25 protein-coding genes are annotated in these 25,738 nt (G+C 68.2%); 17 read left to right on the forward strand and 8 right to left on the reverse strand.

Features of this window, described 5'->3' with window-relative positions; all coding sequences use genetic code 11:
- Positions 1-12 precede the first annotated feature (12 nt).
- The 15 genes from catA to CD932_RS20710 all read left to right on the forward strand — a co-directional run bounded on the left by catA (position 13) and on the right by CD932_RS20710 (position 17,104).
- Complete coding sequence (gene catA, locus CD932_RS20640) at positions 13-924, forward strand: catechol 1,2-dioxygenase (protein WP_094444683.1); 912 nt, start codon at positions 13-15, stop codon at positions 922-924.
- Positions 925-936: 12 nt separating this feature from the next.
- Entirely contained in the window at positions 937-1,725 is a 789-nt protein-coding gene (gene pcaD, locus CD932_RS20645; protein WP_094444684.1) for a 3-oxoadipate enol-lactonase, read from the forward strand.
- Positions 1,726-1,761: 36 nt separating this feature from the next.
- Complete coding sequence (locus CD932_RS20650) at positions 1,762-3,087, forward strand: MFS transporter (RefSeq protein WP_094444685.1); 1,326 nt, start codon at positions 1,762-1,764, stop codon at positions 3,085-3,087.
- Between the two features lie 300 nt (positions 3,088-3,387).
- Positions 3,388-4,563 (forward strand): amine dehydrogenase large subunit, encoded by a 1,176-nt coding sequence (locus CD932_RS20655; RefSeq protein WP_176461077.1) that lies wholly within the window; start codon positions 3,388-3,390, stop codon positions 4,561-4,563.
- Positions 4,560-5,114, forward strand: a complete 555-nt coding sequence (locus CD932_RS20660; RefSeq protein WP_094444687.1) for a MauE/DoxX family redox-associated membrane protein — start codon at positions 4,560-4,562, stop codon at positions 5,112-5,114. The genes CD932_RS20655 and CD932_RS20660 overlap by 4 nt, the downstream gene beginning before the upstream one ends.
- 24 nt (positions 5,115-5,138) lie before the next feature.
- Positions 5,139-5,765, forward strand: coding sequence for a methylamine dehydrogenase accessory protein MauD (mauD, locus tag CD932_RS20665; RefSeq protein ID WP_094444688.1), 627 nt, complete (start codon positions 5,139-5,141; stop codon positions 5,763-5,765).
- A 12-nt stretch (positions 5,766-5,777) separates the two neighbouring features.
- On the forward strand, positions 5,778-6,317 hold the full coding sequence (locus tag CD932_RS20670) for a methylamine dehydrogenase light chain (RefSeq protein ID WP_094444689.1): 540 nt from the start codon (positions 5,778-5,780) through the stop codon (positions 6,315-6,317).
- A gap of 1 nt (position 6,318) precedes the next feature.
- Positions 6,319-6,777 carry a cytochrome c gene (locus CD932_RS20675; protein ID WP_094444690.1) on the forward strand — a complete coding sequence of 153 codons (459 nt, stop codon included), beginning with the start codon at positions 6,319-6,321 and terminating at the stop codon, positions 6,775-6,777.
- Positions 6,774-7,304: a c-type cytochrome gene (locus CD932_RS20680; RefSeq protein ID WP_094444691.1), complete on the forward strand. Its 531-nt coding sequence runs from the start codon at positions 6,774-6,776 to the stop codon at positions 7,302-7,304. The genes CD932_RS20675 and CD932_RS20680 overlap by 4 nt, the downstream gene beginning before the upstream one ends.
- The gene (locus tag CD932_RS20685; protein WP_094444692.1) at positions 7,297-8,769 is read left to right on the forward strand and encodes an aldehyde dehydrogenase family protein; all 1,473 of its coding nucleotides are present in this window, start codon (positions 7,297-7,299) and stop codon (positions 8,767-8,769) included. Before CD932_RS20680 ends, CD932_RS20685 begins: the two co-directional genes overlap by 8 nt.
- Positions 8,770-8,887: 118 nt before the next feature.
- A complete protein-coding gene (locus CD932_RS20690; RefSeq protein WP_254926741.1) occupies positions 8,888-10,219 on the forward strand; it encodes a DUF1329 domain-containing protein in 1,332 nt (443 codons plus the stop codon).
- A gap of 12 nt (positions 10,220-10,231) precedes the next feature.
- Positions 10,232-11,917, forward strand: a complete 1,686-nt coding sequence (locus CD932_RS20695; RefSeq protein ID WP_094444694.1) for a DUF1302 domain-containing protein — start codon at positions 10,232-10,234, stop codon at positions 11,915-11,917.
- Positions 11,918-12,133: 216 nt separating this feature from the next.
- Complete coding sequence (locus tag CD932_RS20700; RefSeq protein WP_094444695.1) at positions 12,134-14,497, forward strand: RND family transporter; 2,364 nt, start codon at positions 12,134-12,136, stop codon at positions 14,495-14,497.
- Positions 14,498-14,507: 10 nt separating this feature from the next.
- Positions 14,508-15,467 (forward strand): YCF48-related protein, encoded by a 960-nt coding sequence (locus CD932_RS20705; protein ID WP_094444696.1) that lies wholly within the window; start codon positions 14,508-14,510, stop codon positions 15,465-15,467.
- Positions 15,464-17,104, forward strand: a complete 1,641-nt coding sequence (locus CD932_RS20710; RefSeq protein ID WP_094444697.1) for a methyl-accepting chemotaxis protein — start codon at positions 15,464-15,466, stop codon at positions 17,102-17,104. Before CD932_RS20705 ends, CD932_RS20710 begins: the two co-directional genes overlap by 4 nt.
- Here CD932_RS20710 and CD932_RS20715 read toward each other — a convergent pair.
- Complete coding sequence (locus tag CD932_RS20715) at positions 17,004-17,648, reverse strand: TetR/AcrR family transcriptional regulator (protein WP_176461078.1); 645 nt, start codon at positions 17,646-17,648, stop codon at positions 17,004-17,006. The genes CD932_RS20710 and CD932_RS20715 overlap by 101 nt on opposite strands.
- A gap of 218 nt (positions 17,649-17,866) precedes the next feature.
- Here CD932_RS20715 and CD932_RS20720 point away from each other — a divergent pair, with 218 nt between their 5' ends.
- A complete protein-coding gene (locus CD932_RS20720) occupies positions 17,867-19,324 on the forward strand; it encodes an NAD(P)/FAD-dependent oxidoreductase (protein ID WP_094444699.1) in 1,458 nt (485 codons plus the stop codon).
- A gap of 67 nt (positions 19,325-19,391) precedes the next feature.
- Complete coding sequence (locus tag CD932_RS20725; protein WP_141213326.1) at positions 19,392-19,856, forward strand: hypothetical protein; 465 nt, start codon at positions 19,392-19,394, stop codon at positions 19,854-19,856.
- Between the two features lie 29 nt (positions 19,857-19,885).
- Here CD932_RS20725 and CD932_RS20730 read toward each other — a convergent pair whose 3' ends face one another.
- Genes CD932_RS20730 through CD932_RS20760 form a run of 7 tightly spaced genes read right to left on the reverse strand, consistent with a single transcriptional unit; the run spans position 19,886 to position 25,629 of the window.
- Positions 19,886-21,178, reverse strand: a complete 1,293-nt coding sequence (locus CD932_RS20730; RefSeq protein WP_094444701.1) for an MSMEG_0569 family flavin-dependent oxidoreductase — start codon at positions 21,176-21,178, stop codon at positions 19,886-19,888.
- Positions 21,179-21,212: 34 nt separating this feature from the next.
- Positions 21,213-21,500 carry an MSMEG_0570 family nitrogen starvation response protein gene (locus tag CD932_RS20735; protein ID WP_094444702.1) on the reverse strand — a complete coding sequence of 96 codons (288 nt, stop codon included), beginning with the start codon at positions 21,498-21,500 and terminating at the stop codon, positions 21,213-21,215.
- Complete coding sequence (locus tag CD932_RS20740) at positions 21,493-22,509, reverse strand: sll0787 family AIR synthase-like protein (protein ID WP_094444703.1); 1,017 nt, start codon at positions 22,507-22,509, stop codon at positions 21,493-21,495. The genes CD932_RS20735 and CD932_RS20740 overlap by 8 nt, the downstream gene beginning before the upstream one ends.
- On the reverse strand, positions 22,506-23,045 hold the full coding sequence (locus tag CD932_RS20745; RefSeq protein WP_094444704.1) for an MSMEG_0567/Sll0786 family nitrogen starvation N-acetyltransferase: 540 nt from the start codon (positions 23,043-23,045) through the stop codon (positions 22,506-22,508). The genes CD932_RS20740 and CD932_RS20745 overlap by 4 nt, the downstream gene beginning before the upstream one ends.
- Positions 23,042-24,154 (reverse strand): MSMEG_0568 family radical SAM protein, encoded by a 1,113-nt coding sequence (locus tag CD932_RS20750; protein WP_176461079.1) that lies wholly within the window; start codon positions 24,152-24,154, stop codon positions 23,042-23,044. The genes CD932_RS20745 and CD932_RS20750 overlap by 4 nt, the downstream gene beginning before the upstream one ends.
- On the reverse strand, positions 24,151-25,128 hold the full coding sequence (locus CD932_RS20755; protein ID WP_094444705.1) for a Nit6803 family nitrilase: 978 nt from the start codon (positions 25,126-25,128) through the stop codon (positions 24,151-24,153). The genes CD932_RS20750 and CD932_RS20755 overlap by 4 nt, the downstream gene beginning before the upstream one ends.
- 18 nt (positions 25,129-25,146) lie before the next feature.
- Positions 25,147-25,629 (reverse strand): MSMEG_0572/Sll0783 family nitrogen starvation response protein, encoded by a 483-nt coding sequence (locus tag CD932_RS20760; protein WP_094444706.1) that lies wholly within the window; start codon positions 25,627-25,629, stop codon positions 25,147-25,149.
- Positions 25,630-25,738: the final 109 nt, after the last annotated feature.

A 25,738-nucleotide genomic window follows, 5' to 3' on the forward strand; every position in this document is an offset into this window, starting at 1 on the left:
CAGGAGACCAGCATGGACAAGAAAGCCATCGACGCGCTGTTGCGCAAGATCGAAAGCACCGAAAAAGACACCGGCAACCCGCGCGTGCAGACCATCGTCAACCGCATCGTGCGCGACCTGTTCGCCACCATCGAGGAGCACGACGTGCAGCCGCATGAATTCTGGAGCGCCATCAGCTACCTGACCGAGGCGGGCCAGTCGGGCGAATACGGCCTGATCGCCGCCGGCCTGGGCCTCGAACACTTCCTCGACCTGCGCATGGACGAGCAGGAAGCGGCGCAGGGCCTTGGCGGCGGCACGCCGCGCACCATCGAAGGTCCGCTGTACGTGGCCGGCGCGCCCGAAACGTCGGGCCTGGCGCGGCTCGACATCGACGAGCAGCCGGGCGAGGTGCTGTTCATGCAGGGCCAGGTGCGCGGTGCCGATGGCCAGCCGCTGGCCGGCGCGCTGGTGGAGGTGTGGCACGCCAACCACCTGGGGCGCTACTCGTTCTTCGACCCGGAGCAGACGCCCTACAACCTGCGCAGCACGATCCGCAGCGACGCCGACGGCCGCTACCGCCTGCGCACGCGCGTGCCGGTCGGCTACAGCGTGCCGCCTTGCGGCGCCACCGACAAGCTGCTCACGGCCCTCGGCCGCCATGGCACGCGTCCGGCGCACGTCCACTTCTTTGTGACGGCCGACGGCCACCGCAAGCTGACCACCCAGATCAATATCGACGGCGACCCCTATCTGTGGGACGACTTCGCCTTTGCCACGCGCGAGGGCCTGGTGCCGGCCATGACCAAGGTGACGGACCCGGACGCGCTGCGCAGCCACGAGGTCGACCAGCCGTTCCACTCGATCGACTTCGATTTCGAGCTGCACGCGCAGCGCGATGGCCTGCCGGCCGACGAAATCGAGCGCGCCCACTTCGTCGCCTGAGAGAGCCGCAGCATGCCGATACTCGAGCCGGGCGAGCACCAGATCGCCTACACCTTGCAAGGCCCGGCCACGGCCCCGGTGCTGGTGCTGTCCAATTCGCTGGGCACCACCTTGTCGATGTGGGACGCCCAGGCCGACGCCCTGGCGCGCGGCTTTCGCGTGCTGCGCTACGACACGCGTGGCCATGGACGCTCGGCTGCGGGTGAGCACCCGCAGCAAGGCTACACGCTGGCGCAACTGGGCGGCGACGTGCTGCGCCTGCTCGACGCGCTGGCCATCGAACGCGCGCATTTCTGCGGTATTTCGATGGGCGGCCTGACCGGCCTGTGGCTGGGGGTGCATGCCGGCCACCGCCTGCATAAACTGGTGGTGGCCAACAGCGCGGCGTGCATCGGCGCAGCGCCGGCGTGGCGTGAACGCGCCGCCCTGGTGCTGGCAAGCGGCATGGACCAGGTGGCCGACGGCGCCGCCGCGCGCTGGTTCACGCCAGGCTGGGCCGCCGGCGCGCCGCAGGCGGTCGGGCAACTGATCAGCGAGTTGCGCGCCACCGCGCCGGCCGCTTACGCCGGCTGCTGCCTGGCGCTGGCGCAGGCCGACCTGCGCGACGCAATTTGCGGCATTGCCGCGCCCACCCTGCTGGTGGCCGGCGACAGCGATCCGGTCACGCCGCTGGCCGATGCCGTCTTCATGGCCGAACGCATCGCCGGCGCGCAGCTTGTCACGCTGCCGGCCTCGCACCTGTCTAACATCGAGGCGGCCAGCACCTTTACCGAAGCGCTGCAGGCGTTTCTCGGCGCCTAGCGGCGGCACGCAGCGAAAAAAACTACGGAGACAAACATGCAACACACCCTGACCGACACGGCGGCCGGGCGGACTTCTGCCGCCCGCGCTACCGACGACGCGCTGTACCGCAAGGTCACGCGCCGCATCATTCCCTTTCTGTTCGTCTGCTATGTGGTCTCCTTCCTGGACCGCATCAACATCGGTTTCGCCCAGCTGCAACTGAAGCAGGATCTCGGCTTCAGCGACGCCATGTACGGCCTGGGCGCGGCGGTGTTTTATATCGGCTACGTGCTGTTCGAGGTGCCCAGCAACCTGCTGCTGGCGAAATACGGCGCGCGCCGCACCTTTATCCGCATCATGCTGCTGTGGGGCGCGGCCTCGGTCGGCATGATGGCGATTGCCACGCCGACCCAGTTCTACGTGCTGCGCTTTGCGCTGGGCGTGTTCGAGGCCGGTTTTTTTCCCGGCATCGTGCTGTACCTGACGTACTGGTATCCGCCGCTGCGGCGCGCCTCGGTGCTGTCGTATTTCTTTGCCGGCGTGGCCGTGGCCGGCATCGTCGGCGGCCTGGTGTCGGGCTGGATCATGCGTGACATGGCCGGCGTGCTGGGGCTCAAGGGCTGGCAGTGGATGTTTGTCATCGAAGGCTCGCCGGCGCTGCTGCTCGCGCTCATCGCGTACCGCTACCTGGATGATTATCCGCAGGATGCGCGCTGGCTGACGACGGCGGAAAAGGCGCGCCTTGCCGCCAATCTGGGCAGCGGCCAGGCAGCCCGCCGCAGCGCCGGGGCCTCGCTGGCGGCCTGCCTGCGCGACCCGCGCATCTATCTGTACTCGTTGCCGTATTTCGCCCTGACCGGGGCGGCGCTCACCCTGAGCTTCTGGATGCCGCTGATGATCCGCGATTTCGGCGTCAGGGACGTGATGCAGGTGAGCCTGTATTCGGTAATTCCCTACACCATCGGCGCGCTCGGCGTGCTGCTGCTGGCGCGTGCCGCCGACCGTCACCGCCGTCACGGCGCGTACTTTGCCGGCTGCGCCGTGGCCGGCGCGCTGGCTCTGGCGGCGCTGACCACGCATCCGTCCAGCCTGGTCGTGGCGCTGGGCCTGTTGTCGGTGGCGGCGGTGGCGCTGTACTCGGGCTTGCCGATTTTCTGGGCGATACCGACGGCGCACCTGCCGCCCGACATGCGCGCCGGCGGCATCGGCGTCATCAGCAGCCTGGGCACCAGCGCCGGCATCGTCGCGCCATGGGCCATCGGCCAGGTCAAGACCGCCACCGGCAGCATGGATGGCGCGCTGCTGGGCCTGGGTGTGCTGCTGGTGGCCAGCGCCATGGTGCTGCTGGCGGCCCAGCGCGGCGCGAAGGAGGCGGCATGAACCGCTCCAGGGCCGCGCCCATATCCGTAATTCGCAAGCCGCCAGCGTGGCCGGCGGCGACTCTCGTCTCCGGTGCGTCCGGCGCACCAGGCCAGTGCGCCGCAGGGACCGCCGCCGCATCGCTTGCCCCTTGGCCGTGCACGGCTGCGGCCCGGGCCGTCGCGCGCCGCCAACAATGCGCGCGCGGCAGGCCGGCGATCTGCGGTTTCCGGATAACGCGCAGTACCGGCCGCTGCATAAGCTGATGACACGGTGATGACATTCAACCTACCCAACGGGAATAATTTTATGAACAAGAAAATGACATCAAGAGACACGGCGCCAGCCAGGCGGCACGGCTGGAAGCCTGCCGCCATGGCCTGCATCATGGCGGCCATGGCGGCCAGCGCCCCGGCGCAGGAGTTCGTGCCCGAGACGCTCAAGGATGGCGTGGCGCTGCCGGCCGATATGCCGCGCATTTACGTGGGCGACTTTGCGATCGGCCATCTGATGGACGGGCGCATCAACGTGCTCGATGGGCGCAGCGGCAAATACGCCGGTGTGATCGATGGCGGCTTCGCCGGCCATTTCACCGCCTCGCCGGACGGCAAACAGCTGTATGTGGCGACCACCTACCTGACGCGCCACACGCACGGCGAGCGCCATGACGTCGTCGAGATCTACGACGCCGATACGCTGCGGATCACCGGCGACGTCGAACTGCCGCCCAAGCGCGCCCAGTCGGCCTACCAGCAAACGCTGAGCCGCACCTCGCATGACGGCCGCTATCTGTTCGTGCAGAACGCCACGCCGGCCACCTCGGTGTCGGTGGTCGACGTGCGCGACAAGAAAATGCTGGTCGAAGTGCCCACCGCCGGCTGCTGGGGCATCTACCCGTCGCAGACCGAGGCGCTGCGCTTCTCGATGCTGTGCGGCGACGGCAAGCTGGCCACCGTCACGCTCGACGCCGAAGGCAAGGTGAGCGGGCGGGCCGTGTCGGCCAAGTTCTTCGACTCGGGCACCGATCCGATCTTCACGGCGATGGTGGCCGATCAGGCGCGCTACTACTTCATCGGCTTTACCGGCACCTTGTTCCGTGCCGACCTGCGCGGCGCCGAGCCGGTGCTGGAAAACGCGGTGCAGGTGGTGCCGGCGGCCGAGCGCAAGGCCGGCTGGCGCCCGGGCGGCTACCAGCTGCTGGCGCTTGACACTGCGCGCAAGCAGCTGTTCGTCGGCATGCACGCCAAGGGCGTCGAAGGCAGCCACAAGACGCCGGCCCAGGAAATCTGGACGCTGGACCTGGCCAGCGGCAAGCGCCTGGCGCGCACCAGGGCCTTGAACGCCATCGCGCTGACGGTGTCGCAGAAAGCACCGAACTACCTGTATGCAATCAACGGCGCCACCAACCAACTGGTGGCCTACCAGCTGCCCGGCCTGCGCCAGGTGTTCGTCTCGGCGCCGATCGGCGAAGCGCCGCTGCAGGTGGATGCGCCATGAACCTTTACGCCGAACCGGTGCTGACGCTGCTGCCGAGCGCCTTTTTCACCTTGCTGCTGGGGATTGCCGCCACCCACAAGCTGACCGCCTGGCGCGTGTTCGAACAGCAGGTGGCCGACTACCGCGTGCTGCCGAAGGCCTGGACCGGCATCGCCGCAGTGCTGTTGCCGGCAGCCGAGGCGCTGCTGGCGCTGGGCTGGCTGGCCGACGGCACGCGTGCGCCGGCGGCGGGCTTGACCGCGCTGCTGTTGGCGACCTACGCCGGCGCGATGGCGTGGAATTTGCGCCAGGGCCGCGACTTCATCGACTGCGGCTGTGGCGGCGTCGATGGCGCCCAGGTGATCCGGCCGGCGCTGGTGGCGCGCAACCTGCTGCTGGCAACGGTGGCGGCGGCGATGGCGCTGTGGACCAGCCATCTGCCGCTTGCCGCGCGCGTGCCGGGCTGGATCGACTGGCTCAGCGTGTTTGCCGGCGCGGCGGCGCTGCTGGGTATCTATGTCACGGTCAACCAGATACTGGCCAACCTGCCGCCGCAGCGCGTGCTCGATTAACGAACCAACTTTCAGGAGAAAACAATGGAAACCGCTTTGCTCATATCGAATGGCTTGTTGTGGTGCGTCTTGCTGGCGCTGGTGGTGATGGTGATCGCGCTGGCGCGCCAGGTCGGCGTGCTGTTTGAACGGGTGGCGCCGATGGGCGCCCTGGTGACGGACTCCGGGCCGAAGGTGGGCCAGCCGGCGCCGTCGATGGCGCTGCGCACGATGGACCAGGCCGGCCTGCAACTGCCTGGCGCGGCAGGCACCAGCACCTTGCTGTTCTTCCTGTCGCCGACCTGCCCGGTGTGCAAGAAGCTGCTGCCGGCGCTCAAGTCGATGCAGAAGGCCGAAGCCGGCTGGCTGCAGATGGTGCTGGCCAGCGATGGCGACGTGCTCGAACACCAGGCGTTTCGCAGCGAGTACGGCCTGACGGGCTTCCAGTACGTGCTGTCGGCGCCGCTGGGCATGGCTTACCGCGTGGCGCGCCTGCCGTATGCGGTGCTGATCGACGCCAGCGGCGTGGTCAGCGCCAAGGGCCTGATCAATTCCCGCGAACAGCTTGAAAGCCTGCTCACGGCGCAGGAACTGGGCGTGGCCTCGGTACAGGAATACCTGGACGCCCCGGCCGCGCACCAGCACGAGCACCAGCACGCACACCAACACTAAGGAGTCAACGACATGTTCAACTGGTTCGACAAGCTGGCCGAGCGCCAGAGCCGCCGGCTGGCGCAGACGGTCTCGCGCCGTCACGCCCTCACCACCATCAGCCGCGCGCTGGTGGGCGCCGCCTTTATCCTGCCGGTGCTGCCGTTCGACCGCAGCGAGGCCAAGGCCGCCACGCACGGCGGTGCCAAGGGTGGCGCCAACGCCGCCACCGAGGACCCGACCGCCTGCGAATACTGGCGCTACTGCGCCATCGACGGCTTCCTGTGCTCGTGCTGCGGCGGTTCGCTCACACAGTGCCCGCCGGGCACCAACGCCTCCAAGGTCAGCTGGGTGGGCACCTGCCACAACCCGAAGGACGGCAAGGACTACCTGGTCAGCTACAACGACTGCTGCGGCAAGACCTCGTGCGGCAAATGCATGTGCAACACCAATCTGCGCGAGCGTCCCGGCTACAACCTGGGGCTGCACAACGATATCAACTGGTGCATGAGCAACGACAGCTCGATGTTCCATTGCACCACGGCCTCCGTGGTCGGCCTGGCGGAGGACTAGCATGCGCACCTTTGCAACCATCGCCACGGCCGGCCTGGCCGCCGCGCTGCTCGCTGGCCCGGTGGCGCAGGCGCAGCAGATCAAGGGCGCCGACGTCTACCACAGCGCCTGCATGATGTGCCACCAGGCCCAGGCCCAGGGCGCGGCCGGCCTGGCGCCGCCGCTCAAGGGCAGCTATTGGGGCGAGCTGGGCAAGCTGCCCGGCTATGTGCCCGGCGTGCTGCTGGCCGGCATGCACGGTCCGCTGGCAACCGACGAAGGCCAGTTCAATGGCGTCATGCCGACCCAGAACCGGCTCAGCGACGCCGAGATTGCCGCCGTCAGCAATTACGTGGTGCGCGAGGTCAATGGCCAGGCTGCGGCGCCGGCGGTCGCGGCGTTGGATGTGGCGGCGCTGCGCGCCAAGCCGCCGACGGTGTCGGAACTGCGCGGCATGCGCAAGAAAGCGCTGCCAAAATGAAGCCCTCCCATCGCCCGTCCTGTCATCGGGCCTGGCTGGCGCTGGGCCTGGCGGCCTGCCTGGCCGGTATGCCGGCCGCCGCAGCCTCGGCAGCATCAGCATCGGCAGCGGCGCCATCGAGCGTATCGGTCGAGCGCGCGCGCGGCCTGTTCATGCTCCATTGCGCCGGCTGCCACCGGGTCGACGGCAGCGGTGCGCCCGGCTTCGGCGTGCCAACCATGATCAATACCCTGGGCCAGTTCCAGCGCACCAGCGCCGGGCGCGCCTTCCTGTTGCAGGTGCCGGGGGCGCGCAACGCGGCCATCACCGACGCCGAACTGGCGGCGCTGACCAACTGGGCGGTAAAGGCGTTTTCCGCGCCGACCCTGCCTGCCGATTTCCAACCCTATACGACGGCCGAAGTGACGCACTGGCGCGCCAACGCGCCGCTCGACATCGCCGGCACGCGCGAGGCCGTGGTGGCCGCGCTGCCGCCGATGCCCGCAATGACTACCTATAACAAACACCAAGGAGACAAGCATGACTAGCCTGGCCGAACAATTCCAGTTGCAGCAGCAGTACCGGCATTTCATCAACGGACTATGGCAGGACGGCGGCGACGGCCATATCGACGTCGTCAATCCGGCGCGCGAAGAGGTGATCGCGCGCGTGCCGGCCGGCGGCGCCGCCGAGATCGACGCCGCGGTGCGCGCGGCGCGCGCCCAGTTTGCCGGCGGCGCCTGGTCGCGCCTGTCCGGCCCCGAGCGCGGCGCCCTGATCCTCAAACTGGCCGACCTGGTCGAACGCGACGCCGCCATCATCGCGCGCCTCGACGCGCTGTGCATCGGCCGTCCGATGCATGAGCCGGCCATGCTGGACCTGCCCAACGCGCTGGCCACCTTGCGCCACAACGCCGGCTGGGCCGACAAGATCGAAGGGCGCACCATCCCCAATCCCGGCTATTTCGGCCGCCCGACCGTGACTTACACGCGGCGCGAGGCGATCGGCGTGATCGGCGCCATCGTGCCGTGGAACACGCCGTTCATGATCACCTGCTGGAAGCTGGCGCCGGCGCTGGCGACCGGCTGCACCATCGTCATCAAGCCGGCCGAGGAAACCCCGCTGTCGGCGCTGCACCTGGCCGCGCTGGTGGCCGAAGCGGGCTTTCCGCCGGGCGTGGTCAATGTCGTGACCGGCCGCGGCGCGGTGGCCGGCGCGGCGCTGTGCGTCCATCCCGGCGTCGACAAGATCAGCTTTACGGGCAGCCCGGTGGTGGGCGCCGAGATCATGCGCGCGGCCGGCCCGCTGTTCAAGCGCGTGGCGCTGGAACTGGGCGGCAAGTCGCCGCAGGTGGTGTTCGCCGACGCCGACCTGGAACGCGCGATCCAGGGCTGCGCCATGGGCCTGTTCTTCAACCAGGGCCAGGTCTGCGCGGCCGGCACCCGGCTGCTGGTGCAGCGCCCCATCTATGAACAGTTCGTCGCTGGCCTGCGCCAGGCGGCAGACAACGTCAAGGTCGGCGATCCGCTGGAAGAGGGCGTGTCGATGGGTGCGGTGGCCAAGCGTTCGCAGTACGACAGCATCGCGCGCTATATCCAGGCGGGCTGCGACGAGGGCGCGACCCTGGTCACGGGCGGCGCGGTGGAGGGCGGCAAGGGCTGGTTCATCCGTCCGACGCTGTTTGCCAACGCCCGCAACGACATGCGCATCGCCCGCGAGGAGATCTTCGGGCCGGTCGGCACCATCATCGCCTTCGACACCGACGAGGAAGCGCTGGCGCTGGCCAATGACAGCAAATACGGCCTGGGCGCGACCATCTGGACGCGCGACATCACGCGCGCCCACACCATGGCCGCCGCCATCGAAGCCGGCGCGGTCGGCATCAACGGCTGGGCGCCGATGGATGCGCGCGTGCCCTGGGGCGGCGTCAAGAGCAGCGGCCTGGGACGCGAGCTCGGTTACAGCGGCATCGAGGCCTGCACCGAAGAGAAGGTCATTACCGTGGTGCTGTAAGGCGCATTTTTAAAAAACAGGCGCCGTCCGGCGCTGCATAAAAGGGGCCGCGAGGCCCCGTCAAGGGAGAAACAACATGGCAAATCGATACATCTGTGCATGGCTGGCCTGCGCCGGCATGGCGGGCGCGGCCTGGGCCGGTTCGGCCCAGGACCTGGGCACCACTTTGACCCCGCTGGGTGGCGAAAAGGCCGGCAACGCGGCCAAGACCATCCCCGCCTGGAGCGCGGAAAACGTGCAGACGCCGGGCTGGAGCGCCGGCAAGTACCGCAAGGACTTCTTCAGGTACAAGGACGACAAGGTGCTCGAAACGATCGACTCTTCGAACGTCGACAAGTACGCCGAGCACCTGACGCCGGGCCAGATCGCCTTGTTCAAGGAGAACAAGAACTACAAGATGCAGGTATATCCGAGTCATCGCTATTGCAGCGCGCCGGATTTCGTGCTCGAAAACACCAAAAAGAACGTCGGCACGGCCAAGCTGGGCGCCGATGGCTGGAGCATGGGCGAGGCCACCGTGCCGGGCGTGCCGTTCCCGTTCCCGCAGAACGGCACCGAGGCGATGTACAACGCCAAGCTGCGCTACCACGGCGTGGGCATCGAATACAAGAAGGTGACCACGGCGGTGTCGCCGCGCAAGGGCTCGACCGAATGGATCAAGGCCAGTTCCGAGCAGGCCGCCTTCTTCCCGTGGGGCGGCAAGGGCAGCACGCAACTGAGCACCTTGCCACAGATCGAGTACCAGACCTATTTCGCGTATTCGGCGCCGGCGGCGCTGGCGGGGCAGGCGCTGATCCTGAGCTTTGCGCTGAACCAGCCCGGCGCCGAGTCGTTCTATTACTTCCCCGGCCAGCGCCGCGTGCGCCGCATGCCGGCCTACTCGTATGACGCGCCGCAGATCGGCCTGGAAAACCAGTACGCGGTCGACGAGCCGTTCGTGTTCAACGGCACGCTGGACCGCTTCGACTGGAAGCTGGCCGGCAAGAAGGAAATCTACGTACCTTATGGTTCGTTTGGCGCCTATAACGCCGGCGCCAAGTTCGAGGACGTGGCCACCGACGACGGCATCGCGGCCAACGCCCGCCGCTACGAGCTGCACCGGGTATGGGTGGTGCAGGCAACAGTGAAGGCCGGCATGCGCCACTCGGCGCCGAAACGCACCTTCTACCTTGACGAAGACAGCTGGAACCTGATGGCCGCCGACGACTACGACGCCCAGGGCCGCCTGTGGAAGCACCGCGAGGGCTATCTGATTCCCGTCTACGAGACCGGCAGCTGCGACGTGTCGGCCTTTGCCCAGTACAACCTGGTCGAGGGGCGCTACCTGTTCGACATGCATTCGGCCGGCGCCGGCAAGGACATGAGCTGGGTCACCGACCCGAAAGGCAATCCGCGCCTGAAATCGAGTTTCTTCACGTCCGATAACCTGCGCGCGATCAGCGAGCGCTAAGAGGAGACCAGCATGAACACCCTTCCACGCAAGGCCGCACTGGCGGCGGCGCTGCTGTGCGCACACGCCGCGCACGCGGTCGAAATCAAGGGCGACACCGTCAACGGCAGTTTCGATTCCACCATTGCGGTGGGCACCGGCATGCGGCTCAATGGTCCGACCTGCGACGCCGTCATCGGCAGCGCCGGTGGCACGCCGCTGGGCGGCGGCTGCGCCGATGCGGCCAGCTCGCTCAACGACCAGGGCAACCTGAACTATGCGCGCCACGACCGTTTCACCACCTACATCAAGGGCACCCACGAGCTGCTGCTGAACTTCCCGGACGATATCAAGTTCCTGGGCCGGGTCAGCTGGCTGCGCGACTTTTCCTCCACCCACGCCAGCGGCCTGGCCAGCGCCACCGGCGCCCCGGCGCCGTTCGTGCCCGACGCCAGCGACGACCTGCGCCACAAGACGCGGCTGCTCGACTTATGGGTCAGCAAGTCGTTTGCCATCGGCGAGGAACGCATGCGGGTGCGCCTGGGCAACCAGGTGGTGAACTGGGGCGAGAGCATGTTTATCGCCGGCGGCATGAACCAGACCAACTCCGTCGACCTGATGCGCCTGGCCCAGCCGGGCACGCAGCTCAAGGAAGCGGTCTTGCCGGCGCCGATGCTCAATGTGTCCACTGGCCTGGGCCACGGCGCCAGCATCGAGGCCTATGTGCAGCGCGGCTGGAACGGCAATTACTTCCCGCCCGTCGGCAGCTACTGGTCGACGGCGACCATCGGCAAGGGTGCCGCCGACTATGGCGTACCGGACGCCTCCACGCCGCGCAGCAACGGCCAGTACGGTGCGGCGCTGCGCTACCAGCCCGAAGGCACGCAGCTGAACCTGGGCCTGTACGCCATCAACTACCATGACAAGTCGCCGGTGCTGGCCACCTCGATGACCTCTGGCGCGGGCTTCGCCTACCGCTACCTCGAAGACCGCAAGCTGTTCGGCATCAGCGCCAACTTCCCGCTCGGGAACTGGGCCATCGGCAGCGAACTCAGTTACCGTCCGCGCGACGCCATCGCCCTCAATTCGTCCGCGCCTGGCCTGTCGGCGACCTCGCAGACGGCCAACAACGGCGCGCGCGCCTGCCTGGCCAGCGGCGCCTGCTATGTCGAGGAAAAGAAATTCCAGTGGCATGTGACGGGCCTGTTGAGCCTGAGCCCGAGCGAAAACCCCACCTTGCTCGGTTTGCTGGGCGCCGATACGGCCACCTTGCTGGCCGAGGCGGTGCTGGTGCGCTATCCCGACCTGCAGGCCAGTTACGACGGCGTGCCGGTGGCGGCCGGCGGCTGGGGCTGGGGTTACGGCAGCGGCGCCGACGCCAGGCGCACCGGCCCCGGCGTGCCGGCGGCGAAGGGCACGCGCAATTCCTACGGCTACAACTTCGACTTCAGCTGGGTCTACGACGGCAGCGTGATTCCCGGCTGGCAGGTGGTGCCGGAGCTGTACTTCTTCCACGCGGTCAAGGGGCGCACGCCGAACCTGACGGCGACCTTCATGGAAGGGGCCAAGTCGGCCAACTTCACGGTCAGCTTCATCAAGAATCCGGCCAGCTGGCAGGTCAGCCTGAACTACGCGCGTTTCTGGGGCGGCGCGTCCATCCTTGACCAGCCATTGCGCGACCGCGCCTTTGTCGGCGCCAACGTGTCGCGCACGTTCTGATGGTCGCCAGCCCGGCCGCGCGCCGCCGGGCTGGCGATTTGTTGCAAATCGGCGTGGAGCGATGCCTTGTGCGGGTTTGGGATAACCGCTGCGCCAGCAAGCGCATAAGCTAAGACGAGCCAGTACCGCGGCGTACCGATCACATATTACGGAATCAACATGATCATTCTTATCAATAAAATATTGCATCCGAACCTGGATTGGGCGGACTGACCCATGAAAAACTATTTCAGTCTGCATCACCTGGAACAGCTGCTGTTCCGGCTGCGCGTACCGATCCTGGGCGCGCTGGCCGCGCTGACCGCCGTGATGGCCTTCTTCGCGCTGCAGCTGCGCATGGATGCCGGCTTTGAGAAGCAGATGCCGGTCGGCCACGAGTATATCCAGACCTTCAACCAGTACCGCAACGAGGTGCTGGGCGCGAACCGCATCAATATCGTGCTGCGCGCGCGGCACGGCCAGATCTGGACCCAGCCCGGCCTGGCGCGGCTGCATGCGCTGACGCAGGCGGTGATGTTCCTGCCCAATATCGACCGGCTCGGCGTGCAGTCGCTGTGGACCCCGAACACCTTTGTCAACGAGATCACCGAGGAGGGCTTTCGCGCCGATCCGGTGATCCCCGGCACCGTCACGCCCGAGCGGCTCGACGCAGCCGCGCTGGCGCAGATCCGCCAGAGTACGGCCGCCGGCGGTTTTGTCGGTACCCTGGTATCGCAGCGCCAGGACAGCGCCATGGTGATCGCCGAGATCAACGAATTCGACGCCCAGGGCCACAAGATCGATTACGTCGCCTACAACCACCTGCTGGAGCAGCAGATCCGCGCCAAATTCGAGGACAAGGACTTCGAGGTGCAGATCATCGGCTTTGCCAAGCAGATCGGCGACGTGGCCGACGGCGCGGCCGGCGTCGTCCATTTCTGCATCATCGCGCTGGTGCTGACGGCGCTGGCCGTGTACTGGTACTGCCGCTCGGTGCCGCTGACCCTGTTGCCGGTCCTGTGTTCGCTGGTATCGCTGGTGTGGCAGTTCGGCACCTTGCGCCTGCTCGGCTATGGCCTCGATCCGCTGGCCGTGCTGGTGCCGTTCCTGGTGTTCGCCATCGGCGTGTCGCACGGCGTGCAGCAGATCAATTACATCGTGCGCGGCATCGCCGCCGGCATGGACTGCGCGCACGCCGCCAGGGCCAGCTTCCGCGGCCTGCTGGTGCCGGGCGTGCTGGCGCTGGCGACCGCCTTCGTCTCGTTCGCCACCCTGGTGATGATCCCGATCCCGATGGTCAAGGAACTGGCGATCACGGCCTCGATCGGCGTAGCCTATAAAATCGTCACCAACCTGGTGATGCTGCCGCTGGCGGCCTCCCTGCTCAGCGTCGGCAAGGACTACGCCAGCGGCGCGATGCGCTCGCAGCTGGCGCGCGCGCGCTGGCTCGCGCCCCTGGGCCGCGCGGCCCGTCCGCGCACGGCCACCGCCATTGTCGCCGCCACCCTGGCCCTGCTGGCCGGCTCGGCCTGGTACAGCCACGACCGCCTGGTGGGCACCTTGCAGCCGGGCGCGCCCGAGCTGCGCGCCGATGCGCGCTACAACCTCGACGCCAAGTCGATTTCGGCCAATTATTCCACCGGCCTGGACTGGCTCACCGTGGTGCTGGCGCTGCCGGCCGGCTCCTGCGAGAACGTCGGCTACGGCCGCTACCAGGACGATTTCGACGCCGCCATGCGCTATGTGCCTGGCGTGATGTCGGTCAGCTCCTTCGCCGGCCAGGTCAAGGCCTACAACGAGGGCTACAACGAAGGCAATCCGCGCATGGCGGTGGTGCCGCTGGACGCGGCCAACTATGCCGCGCTGGGCGTGGAAGTAGGGCGCGTGCGCGGTTTCGTCAGCAAGGAGTGCGCCATGCTGGCGACCAACCTGTACCTGACGGACCACAAGGCCGTGACCATCAACCGCGTGATCGACGCCGTGCGCCACTACCGCGACAACCACCGCCTGGCCGGCGTCACCGTGCGCCTGGCGGCGGGCAATGCCGGCGTGCTGGCGGCCGTCAACGACGAGGTGGAAAAATCCGAGCTGCCGATGATGCTGTATGTGTACGGCGCCATCATCGTGCTGGTGCTGGCGGTGTACCGCGACCTGCGCGCCGTGGTGGCCTGCTGCGTGCCGCTGACGGTGGCCACCTTCATCGGCTACGCCTTCATGAAGTATCTGCAGATCGGCCTCACGGTGGCGACCTTGCCGGTGATGGTGCTGGCTGTCGGCATCGGCGTCGATTACGCCTTCTATATCTACAGCCGGCTGCAGCTGCACCTGGCCGGCGGCGAGACCATCGAAGTGGCGTTCGGCAAATCGATCCAGGAAATCGGCATCGCCACCATCTTCACGGCCATCACCCTGGCCATCGGCGTGGCGACCTGGTCGTTCTCGGCGCTGAAATTCCAGGCCGACATGGGCAAGCTGCTCGCTTTCATGTTCCTGGTCAACCTGGTCATGGCCATGACGGCCTTGCCCGCCTTTGCGGTGTTGCTGGAGCGACTGTTCCCGCGCCGCCGTCCCATCAGGCTGAGCGCCGCTCTGCAGCATTGAGGAGAATCACATGACAAGCAAATACACATGGCGCCGCGCCGCCGGCGCGCTGGCGGCGGCGCTGGCCGCCGTCACCTCGCTGGCGGCGGCGCAGTCGCCGGCCGCCCCCCCTGCGCCGGCACGGCCGGACCCATATGCGTTGCACGCCGGCATGCTCGACGCGCAGCGCGCCGGGCAGCGCGTGGTGGCCGTCGGCGAGCGCGGCGTCATCGTGCTGTCGGACGACGATGGCGCCACCGTGCGCCAGGCGCGCGCGGTGGCCGCCGACCTGGCCCTGACGGCGGTGTCGTTCGCCGACGCGCGCAATGGCTGGGCGGTCGGCCACGGCGGCGTCATCGTGCATACGGCCGACGGCGGCGAGCACTGGACGCTGCAGCGCAGCGATACCGCCAGCGACCAGCCGCTGCTGACGGTGTATTTCCGCGACGCGCAGCACGGCTGGGCCGGGGGGCTGTGGTCGCTGCTGCTGGCCACCAGCGATGGCGGCAAGACCTGGAACCGGATCACCCTGGCGCCGCCCGAAGGCAGCAAGAAGGCCGACCTGAATCTGCTGAAGATCTTTGCCTCGGGCCGCGACTTGTATATCGCCGCCGAGCGCGGCATGGTGCTCCATTCGCCTGATGACGGCGCCAGCTGGCAGTACCTGGCCACCGGCAGCAAGGCTTCCTTGTGGAGCGGCGCGGCCAGCGCCAAAGGCACGCTGGTGGTTGGCGGCCTTGGCGGCAAGCTGCTGCGCAGCAGCGACGGCGGCGCCCACTGGGCGCCGGTCGACGCCGGCAGCGCCTCGCTGACGCAGCTGCGCGCCGACGGCCAGGATCTGTGGGCCGGCGCGCTTGACGGGCGGCTGCTGCGCAGCACCGACGACGGCCTGCACTGGAGCGCCGCCGCCAGCGGCGAGCCGGTCACGGCCATCGTTGCCCGCACCGGCGGCGGCATGCTGCGCTACGGCAAGTCGGGAGTCGTCAAATGAACCCGCGCCGGCCCTGGCGCGATCTGTCGATGCGCGCGCGGCTGCTGATGTTGTCGGGCGTGCTGTCGGCGGCGATCCTGCTGCTGGGCGGCATGGGCATCTATGCCGGCCAGCGCGCCGTCGGCGACATGCGGCAAATGTATGCCGGTGACGCGCGCGCCATCGAATTGCTGGCGCAAATCCGCAGCAACATGCTCGAAGGCGCAGTGGCCTCGGGCCAGATGGCCGGCGTGCCGGCCGAGCAGAGGCCGCAGTTGCTCAAGGCCGCCGACGAGTACATGCGCATCGCCGCCGACAGCTGGCGGCAATACCGGCAGATACCCGCCAATGCCCGCATCGTGGCGCTCAGCGAGCGCTTCGAGCGGGCCTTCAAGCCGGCTTTCGAGGCCACCAGCGTCTATTATCGCGCCCGCTACAGCGGCGACCTGGCGGCGGTGGCGGCGATCGACGCCGGCATCGAACCGATCTGGAACGCCTATGTCGACGCCACCGAGCAGCTGGTGGCGGCCAACAAGGAACAGGCGCGTGCGCGCTTCGACGCCGGTGTGGCGGCAGCGGACCTGATGCGGCTGGTGGCCGGCGTGGCCATCTGCGGCGGCATCGTGCTGTCGGTGCTGATGCATCGCGGCTTCGTGCGCTCGTTGCTGGTGCCGCTCGAGGCGGCGGTGCGCAACTGCGAAAGGATCGCCGCCGGCGACCTGCGCGCCAGCCTGCCGCCGGTGTCGGGCGACAACGAGATCGCGCGGCTGGTGGCGGGCTTCGCCACCATGCAGCGCGACCTGTCGGCGGCGGTGCGGGTGGTCAAGGACGGCACCGGCGAGATCGCCGCAGCCACCCACGAGATCGCGCAGGGCACGCTGGACCTGTCGCACCGCACCGAGCGCCAGGCGGCGTCGCTGGAGGTGACGGCCGCCAGCGTCGAGACCTTGCTGCGCACCGTCGAACAGAATGCCGACAGCGCCGCCACGGCCCTGCGCATGACGGGCGCGGCCAGCGCCATCGCGCAGCAGGGCAAGGACGCGGTGGCCGGCGTGATCGGCGCGATGGGGCAGATCGAGGCCAGCGCGCGCCAGGTGGCCGAGATCGTCACCGTGATCGAGTCGATCGCCTTCCAGACCAATATCCTGGCGCTGAACGCGGCGGTCGAATCGGCCCGCGCCGGCGAGCACGGACGCGGCTTCGGCGTGGTTGCCAGCGAAGTGCGCGCGCTGGCGCAGCGCTCGGCCTCGGCCGCGCGCGACATCGGCGCGCTGATACGGCGCTCGGGCGCCGAGGTGGCCGCCGGTTCGGCCCAGGCGCACGGCGCCGGCCAGACCATGGAAACCATGCTGGCCGAAGTGACGCAAGTGGCCGGCATCGCCGCGCGCATCGCCGCAGCGTCGCAGTCGCAATCGCGCGATATCGCCCAGCTGAGCGAGGCCGTCGGCGAGATCGACGGCGCCACCCAGCAGAACGCCGCGCTGGTGGAACAGGTCAGCGCGGCGGCGGCATCGCTGGCGCGCCAGACCGATGCGCTGTCCGAGGCGATGGCGGTGTTCAAGCCGCAGGAGGCGCGTGCGCCAGTTCCAGGGTCCGTGCCAGGCACAGTTGCTCCAGCCCAGACAGTTCGGCGGGCAGGCGCGATTGCTGTGGCATAAGCAGCATCAGTCCTTCGATCTGGGTGGCCATCAGCGCGGCGCGCTGGGCCACCTCTTTTTTTTCCAGCGCCGGATTGAGTTCGCGGATAAAGAACTCGAACACCGCGCGTTCGTGGCCGTAAGTGTCGACCATCGCCTGGCGCGCGAAGTCGTTGGTCTGCGCCAGCGCCCACAGCTGCGCGAACAGCGATTGCGACACGGGGCTCTTGATGTCACGCAGCAGGTAGTCGAGCACGGACTCGAACTGCCGTAGCCGCGAGCGCGCCGGCCGCGCCAGCACGCGGTTGATCTCCCTCAGATAGTTCGACGTTACCCGCGTGATCATCGCCTGCAGCAGTTCTTCCCAATTGGCGAAGTGATGCTGGAGCGCGGAGATGCGCATGTTCAGGCGCTCGGCCACCTTGCGCATCGACAGCGATGCGTGCCCTTCATGCACCATGATTTCTATCGCCGCGTCGAGGATGCGGCCAACCGTCGCCTGTCCCTTCGGCGTGCGCGCGGCGATGGCCGCGTCTTCGGGGATGTCGAATGTGATGGATTTCATGCTGCCTCGCGCTGGCTTCTGGATTGTCAAAATTACCGGTCGGATGACCCGCTGGCGAAGAGCCGCCCGCCGGCTTTCGCGTCGGGTTAACGCCACAGGCATTGTAACAGTCACCGTAATTTTACTTAGTGCAACAGTTAGCGCTTGCTGCAGATGCTGCGCTGATTTATAAATAAAAAACGGTCAATTGACCGGTAAAATAAAAACTGAGGACACCTATGGAACACAATGCCAAGTCTGGCCGGCGCGCCTTTTTGAGAAACTCCAGCGTGGCCGCCGCCGGTGCGGCCCTCGGGCTGCAAGCGGCCCGGGCCGGTGAGCAGGCGGTGACGGTGGCGCGTGCGCGCGGCGCGCCGGTGGCCGACGGCGCGCAGTTCGACGTGATCGTGATCGGCGCCGGCTTCGCGGGCCTGACGGCCGCGCGCGACAGCGCCCAGCGCGGCGCGAAAACGCTCTTGATTGAAGCGCGCAACCGCATCGGCGGGCGCACCTTCACCGCCGAGTATGCGGGTGCCAAGCTTGAACTGGGCGGCACCTGGATCCACTGGAGCCAGCCCTTCGTGTGGTCCGAGATCAGCCGCTATGGCCTGGAAATCGAAGAGAGCCCGGGCTTCGGCGCCGAGCGCATGTCGTGGATCGCGCAGGGCCAGCTCAGGCACGGAAAAGCTGGCGACGTGCTGCGGATGATGGGCGAGGGGCTGGAGACATTCTGCAATATCGACGGCCAGGGCGGGCGCACGGTGTTCCCGCGCGCGCACGACCCGTTCTTCTCCAGGCTGGTCGCCAAATATGACGGCCTGTCGATGCAGGACCGGCTCGACCAGATGGAAGCGAGCGCCGACCAGCGCGCGCTGGCCGGCGCCTTTGTCGGCCTGGACTGCCATAACGACCCCGCTGTGGCGGGTGTGGTGGACCAGCTCAAATGGTGGGCGCTGGGCGACTTCGATGCCTCGCGCATGGCCGACAAGCTGGGCCGCTTCAAGTTCGCCCAGGGCACGTCCGCGCTGGCCAACGCCATGCTGGGCGAGGCCGACGTCGACCTGCTGCTGTCGACTCCCGTCAGGGCGGTGCGCAGCGAGGGCCAGCTCACCACCGTGACGGCCGCCGACGGCAAGCGCTACCTGGGCAAGGCGGTGATCTGCACGGTGCCGATGAACGTGCTCAAGACCATCGCCTTCACGCCGCCGCTGTCGCCGGCCAAGCGGCAGGCCTCCATCGAAGAGCACACGGGCAAGGGCAGCAAATTCTATATCCACGTCAGGCAGAAGGTGGGCGCGTGGATGGGCCTGGCGCCATACCCGAACCCGATGACGGCCGCCTGGGCCGAGCGCGACCTGCCCGACGGCACGCTGCTGGTCGCATTTGCGCCGCCGGGCAAGGTGGAGATGAACGACCACGCCTCGGTGCAGCGGGCCTTGCGCACCTTGCTGCCGGGCGTCGAGGTGGTGGCGGTGACCGGCTACCACTGGACCGAAGACCCGTATTCGCTGGGAACCTGGTGCATGTACCGGCCCGGGCAGTTTACGCGCTACCTGCATGCGCTGGGCGAGCGCGAAGGCAATATCTTCTTTGCCAGCGCCGACAGCGCCAACGGCTGGCGCGGCTTTATCGACGGCGCCATCGAAGGCGGTAGCCGGGCCGCGCGCGAAGTGAGCCGTTACCTGCATGGTGCGTAGACCTTTTTCAAGGCAGCACGCTTGTCCCACCGGCGCTGCGGCGCCTTTCACCAAGAAAGAAGAGACCATGAAATCGAAGTTGATCCAACACCTGCTGGGCGCGCTTGTCCTGGCTGTGGCCATGACCCCGGCCTCGGCGGCGCAGTCCGCCATTCACCAGCAGTTGCAGCAGCGCGTCGATGCGCTGGGCAAGCAATGGTCGGGCCACGACGCCCACGCCATCGCGACGCAGTTTTTCACCGGCGACCTGACGGCCAGCGGCGAAGGCAATCCGGGCCTGGTGCAAGGCAGCGGGCAGCTTGAACCCCTGCTGGCCGAATTGTTCAAGGCCGCGCCGCACGCGCGCCTGGAAGTGCATGTCGCCGAGCAGCTGGGCGCCGATGCGGCCTACGCCTGGGTAGTCTGGCATTGCAACGAAGACAAGCCGGCCACGCAGCAGTTCAAGGTGCGCAGCCTGTATGTCTTCAAGAAAACGGGCGGGCTCTGGAAGATCGCGGCCGACGCCTATTCCATGGGCGGCTTGCCCAGATAAGCAGGGCGGACCGGCCGGCGCCGGGCCTGTCAGGCCTGCCGCAGGGCCGGCTGCTGCCCGGCGCCCGCCGCCGCGTGCGCCACGATGTGCGCGCTCAGATGTTCGGCGTCGCGGCCGATACCGGAGAAGCGTCCCGAGCCCCACGTGTATTGCCACGGCAGGCCGAGGAAGTACAGGCCGGCCGCCTCGGTGACGCCGCGCTCATGGCGCGGATAGCCGCGCTGGTCGAAGATGTCGGCGTCGATCCAGCCGAAATCGGTGCGAAAGCCGATGCACCAGACCACGGCGGCGATCCGGCCGCCGGCCATGTCCAGGCTCGCGGGGGCGTCGTTCGCCGGCTGCCACAGCGGCTCGTACGGTGCCTGCGCGGGCGCGGCGATGCCGTGCTGCTCGATATGGCGGTCGATGCTGTCGTTGATCTTGCGGTAGACCGCATCGGCGCCGTCGAGGTTGGCGCGCAGGTCGCCGCCGAAGTGCGCCACGCCATCGCGCAGGCCCTCGTAGCGGCCGTACAGCGCCATGCCCTCGAGCGCGAACTTGCGCAGGTCGATATCGCGTCCGCCATCGCGCCCGGTCACATAATGGTTGGTTTTCTCGCGCACGCCGGCGCCGAGCGGGTGGCGCTCGACCGGCAGGTCGTAATAGGCCATTTCATCGAGCCACTTGACGACGTCCTTGCCGCGATAGCTGCGCGCCACGCGCGGCGCGTCGCCCACGCACAGGTGCACCTTGCGCCCGGCCAGATGCAGGTCCTCGGCGATCTGGCAGCCGGACTGGCCGGTGCCGACCACCAGCACCTCGCCGTCCGGCAACTGCGCCGGGTTCAGATAGTCGGACGAATGCAACTGCGCCACGTTCGCCGGCAGCTCGGCGGCGTCGGCCGGCAGGATCGGCGTGTGGTAGCCGCCCACGGCGAGCACCACCTGGCCGGCGCGGAAAACGCCGGCATCGGTGGCGACCTCGTAGCCGCCGCCGTCGCGCGGGGCGACGGCGCGCACGGCGGTGACGGTCACGCCCTCGCGCGCCGGCGGCGCGAACGCGGCGATGTAGCCGTCGATGTAGTCGACGATCTGCTGCTTGACCATGAAGCCGTCCGGGTCGTTGCCCTGGTAGGGAAAGCCGGGCAGCGTGCATTGCCAGTTCGGCGTGACCAGGCAGAAGCTGTCCCAGCGCTCGCTGCGCCAGGCGTGGCCGAGCTGGTGTTTTTCCAGGATCAGGTGCGACACGCCGCGCTGCTTGAGCAGATAGCTGAGCGACAGGCCGGCCTGGCCGCCGCCGATGATCAGCACTTCATGGTATGGATGTGGGGTAGGGTTGGACATGGCAGGGACTCGCTTGAAAAAGGAATGGGATGGCTTATGAATGCAGGGTTTCGACGGTGACGGTGGCGCCGGCGTCGGTCTCGAAGCGGGACGCGCCGGCTTCGAGCCGCGCCAGCTGGTCCATGGCCGAGGAACAGGCGTAGCCGTATTTCAGGCGCACCCGCTCGCTGGCCAGGGTCAGCGCGGTACGGCAGCGCGCCATGAAATCGCTCAGGTCATAGCGTTGGCCGGCGCGCAGGTACTCGTGCACGATGGTCGAGGGGGAATAGCACTGGCTGACGCTGTCGTCGGGCCAGCGCACGGTAAAGCGCACTTCAGGCATGGTGTTTCTCCTTGTCGGGGGCGCAGCCGATCAGCGCCTGTTCGGTAAAATCCCATAGCGTGGCGCGCGCTTTTGCGCCCAGCGTCAGTTGCAGCTGGCGCGTGGCGTCGGTGCGGCCGATGACGGCGCAGGCCAGCGCGCGCCCGCTGAAGCGCGCCAGCACGGCGTCGACCTGGGCGTCATCGACGCTGAGGATGAAGCCATAGCTGGGGAAGGTCGCCAGCCAGCGCGCCAGCGGCACGCCGGCGGGGCGCGGAATCGCGTCGAGCGCGATGCTGGCGCCGACGCCCGAGCATTCGAGCAGCATCAGCGCGGTGCCGATCACGCCGGCCATGCTGACGTCCTTGGCCGCCGCGCACAGGCCCTCCTCGGCGATGGCTGGCAGCAGTTCCAGGTCGGCGCGCAGGCGCTCGGGCGGCGCGCCGACGCTGGCGTTCCAGTAGTCGTACGGTTCGTGGTAGGCGCCGCGCAGGTCGAAGGCCGCCACCAGGCTTTGCCCCGGCCTGGCGTCAAAGCTGGTCAGCAGGCGCCTGGCGCGGCCGGTGATGGCCACCGACAGCTGCTCGCGGTCGCTGCGGCGGTTGCTGTGGCCGCCGACGATGGGCACCTGGTAGACCTCGGCCGCCGCCGCCATGCCCTGCAGCAGCGGCAGCGCGGCCTCGCCGCCACGGCTCCACAGCGCGTCGACGATGGCCAGCGGCCGGCCGCCCATCGCATAGATGTCGCTGACGTTGACCATCACGCCGCAGTAGCCGGCGAACCACGGTTCGCGGGCGACGAATTCGTTGACGAAGCCTTCGATCGCCAGCAGCAGGTAGCTGCCGTCGTCGCAGGCGATGGCGGCGCAGTCGTCGCCGACGGGCGTGCTCCAGGCGCCGCCGCGCGCCGCCGCCCCGGCGGGCGCGGCGAGCGAACCGACCACTTGCGCGATGTCGCTCTTGTGGGCGATGCCGGGCAGCGCGCGCAGCGTTTGCACCAGTTGCGCCAGTTCGCTGTCGATGGCGTTCATGGATTGCTCCGCGTGCACAAAAAGCCGCTGGCGCCGTCGGCGATCGGCGGGTAGCAGGCCAGGTCGGCCTGCATCAGCTGGTGCGCCCGTCCATGGAGCTCCAGCGCGTCCAGGCTGCGCCAGTGCAGCTGTTCGAACATCGCCACGTTCTGCTGCTGCACGTGGGCCAGGAAAGTGCGGCATCCCAGCGCGTGCGCGGTGCAGACGGCGAGGCGTATCAGGCCGCTGCCGACGGCGGCCTGGCGCCGCGCGCTGCGGGCGACGGCCAGGCGCGAACCCCACCAGGCGCCGTCGGCCGCCTGGTGGACGCGCACCGTGCCGACCACCTCGTCGGCTGCGCCGCCGCCGATGGCCACCAGGGTCAGCGCCGAGGCGTCGATGGCGTCGATATCGTCGCCGTCGAACAGGCCCTGTTCGACGCAGAACACGCTGTGCCGCAGGCGCAGCGCGGCGTCCCGCTCGGCGTCGCTGGTGGCCAGCTTGATGCGCACGGCCGGCGCCGTGTGTGCGGGCCGGATCAGCAAGGCGGTGGTCATGGCGCTGTCCTTTCGAAGGTCGACAGCGACGAGCACGCGCCACAGCGCCCGCAGCCGGCCTTGATGTCGGCCGAGCGCAGGCCGCCGGCGCCGAGCATCTCGCCCAGCGGCGCGAGCAGTTCGCGCATGAATTGCGGCGACGGCGCCGGATGGTCTTCCAGCGGGGTGCCGGCGATCGGCACGAACGGCACCACGAACGGGTAGACGCCGATCGCGATCAAGCGCTCGCAGCAGCGCAGGATGGCCTCCGGCGTGTCGCCCAGGCCGGCCAAAATGTAGGTGCTGACCTGGCCGTGGCCGAACACCTCGACCGCGCGCGCGAAGGCGTCGAAATAGCGCGCCAACGGCACGCTGGCCTTGCCCGGCATGATGCGCGCGCGCACTTCGGGCATGACCGCTTCCAGGTGCATGCCGAGCGAGTCGATGCCGGCGTCGCGCATGCGGGCGAACCAGGCGTCGTCGTCGGGCGGCTCGCACTGGCCCTGGATCGGCAGGGCGACGGCCGACTTGACGGCGAAGGCGCTTTCGCACAGGATCGCCGCGCCGCGGTCGGTGGCGTTGGGCGTGCCGGTGGTCATCACCATGTGGCGCACGCCGTCGAGCAGCACCGCCGCGCGCGCCACCTCGGCCAGTTGTTGCGGCGTCTTGCGCAAAATGGTGCGCCCGGCTGCCAGCGACTGGCCGATGGCGCAGAACTGGCAGGACTTGCGCCGGCTCTCGTAGCGGATGCAGCTTTGCAGCACGGTGGTCGCCAGCACGTCCTTGCCGTGCAGCGTGGCGATCTGCTGGTAGGGCACGCCGTCGAGCGTTTGCATCTTGTAAAAGCGTGGCTGGCGCGGGAAGGAGATCATGCCGACTGCGCGGCCGTCGCGCAGGATGGCGCTGCGCCCGTCGGCACCGGCCGGCGCGGCCAGGTAGGGCGAGTGGAAGGCGCCGCCGGTGTGTACCGGGATCATCACCGTCAGGCCGTCGACGGTGACGGCCTTGTGGTCGGACGGCCCGGCGCCACCGCGCCGGCTGGGTACGCCGTCGCCCGGCTCGGCCAGGCGCATGCCCAGCGATTGCAGCTCGGTGATCAGGCGCTGGTTGGGGGAGATCAGGGTATTCATGCGTCTTGCTCCACCGGTGCGGTCTCGTCGGCGAGCGTGTGCGCCGGCCGCAGCGCCGGCTTGGCGCGTTCGTCGATCATCAGGCTGAGCAGCTCCGGCCGGGCGTAGTGGCCGACCGAATCCATCATCCGCTTGCGTTTGGTGATCAGGGCCATGTCGAGGTCGGCGATGACCATGCCCTCGCCGCTGCGCAGCGGTTCGGCCAGCAGCACGCCCTCGGGCGAGACGATGGTGGTGCAGCAGCCGCCGCGCAGCGCCTTCTGCTGCACCGGGTCGCTGGTGATGGTGGCGATCTGTTCTTCCGTCAGCCAGCCGGTGGCATTGATGACGAAGCAGCCCGCTTCCAGCGCGTGGTGGCGTATCGTCACCTCCATCTGGTCGGCGAAGATCTGGCCCACCATCGAGCCGGGGAACTGCGCGCAGTGGATCTGCTCGTGCTGCGCCATCAGCGCATAGCGCGCCAGCGGGTTGTAGTGCTCCCAGCAGGCCAGCGCGCCGACGCGGCCGACGGCCGTCTCCACCACTTTGAGGCCGCTGGCGTCGCCCTGGCCCCAGATCATGCGTTCATGGTAGGTCGGCGTGATCTTGCGGCGCTTGAGCACCAGCGCGCCGTCGGCGTCGAACACCAGCTGGGTGTTGTACAGGCTGCCGTGGTCGCGTTCGTTTACGCCCAGCACCACCACCATGCCGTGGCTGCGCGCGGCGGCGCCGACGGCGTCGGTGACGGGGCCGGGCACGACCACCGCGCGCTCATACAGCAGCAGGTGCTCGGCGCCGGCCTGGAAGGGCGGACGCACGAACGAAAAGTAGGGGTAGTAGGGCACGAAGGTCTCGGGAAATACCACCATCTCGGCGCCCTGGGCCGCCGCGTCGGCGATCGCTTCGAGCACGCGCGCCAGCGTGCCGCCCGCGCTGGTCAGGTCAGGCGCGATCTGCACTGCGGCTGCCCGCACTGTCTTCCTGGTCGTTGTCATGGGTCCGCCTTTCTTTGCTTACAGGGTCCAGGTGTCGATGATCACCGCGTTGTCGCGCAGATGCAGCAGCTTCAGGTCCAGCACGTCCTGCGGGGCGATGGCGCGGATGCCTTCGATCAGCGACGGCTCGCCATGGCCATACAAGGCCTGGAGCGCGAAACGGCAGGCGTAGACCTTGCCGCCTTCGGCCATGAACTTGACCAGCTGGTTGTTCTGGTTCAGGTGGCCGGGGAAGGCCTCGTCGCCGAGCGTCGGGAAGCCGCGCTGCAGGCCCAGCGTCACGCCCGGGCCATACAGCAGCACAGTCGTTTCGTAGCCCTTGCGCTGCAACCGCGTGGCCTGCAGCAGGTTGACGAAGCCGATCGAGCCCTCGAAGGCGACGGTATGGAAGGTGACCAGCGCCTTCTCGCCCGGACGCGCTTTCACGTCCTCGAACACCTTCTCTTCGTAGTCAACAAAATAGTCGCCCTTGACGTGGGCTTTGTGATTGATCGCTGGCATGCTGCTTCCTTCAATAAGGTTAAGGGGAGTACCGGGCGTTCGGATTGATTGCGCCGCGATAGCCGGTTTGAATGCATGCGGCGTGCCAGCGCCGGCGCATTGAAGGGGC

The organism is Janthinobacterium sp. PC23-8, from assembly GCF_002250505.1.
Lineage (GTDB): Bacteria > Pseudomonadota > Gammaproteobacteria > Burkholderiales > Burkholderiaceae_D > Janthinobacterium.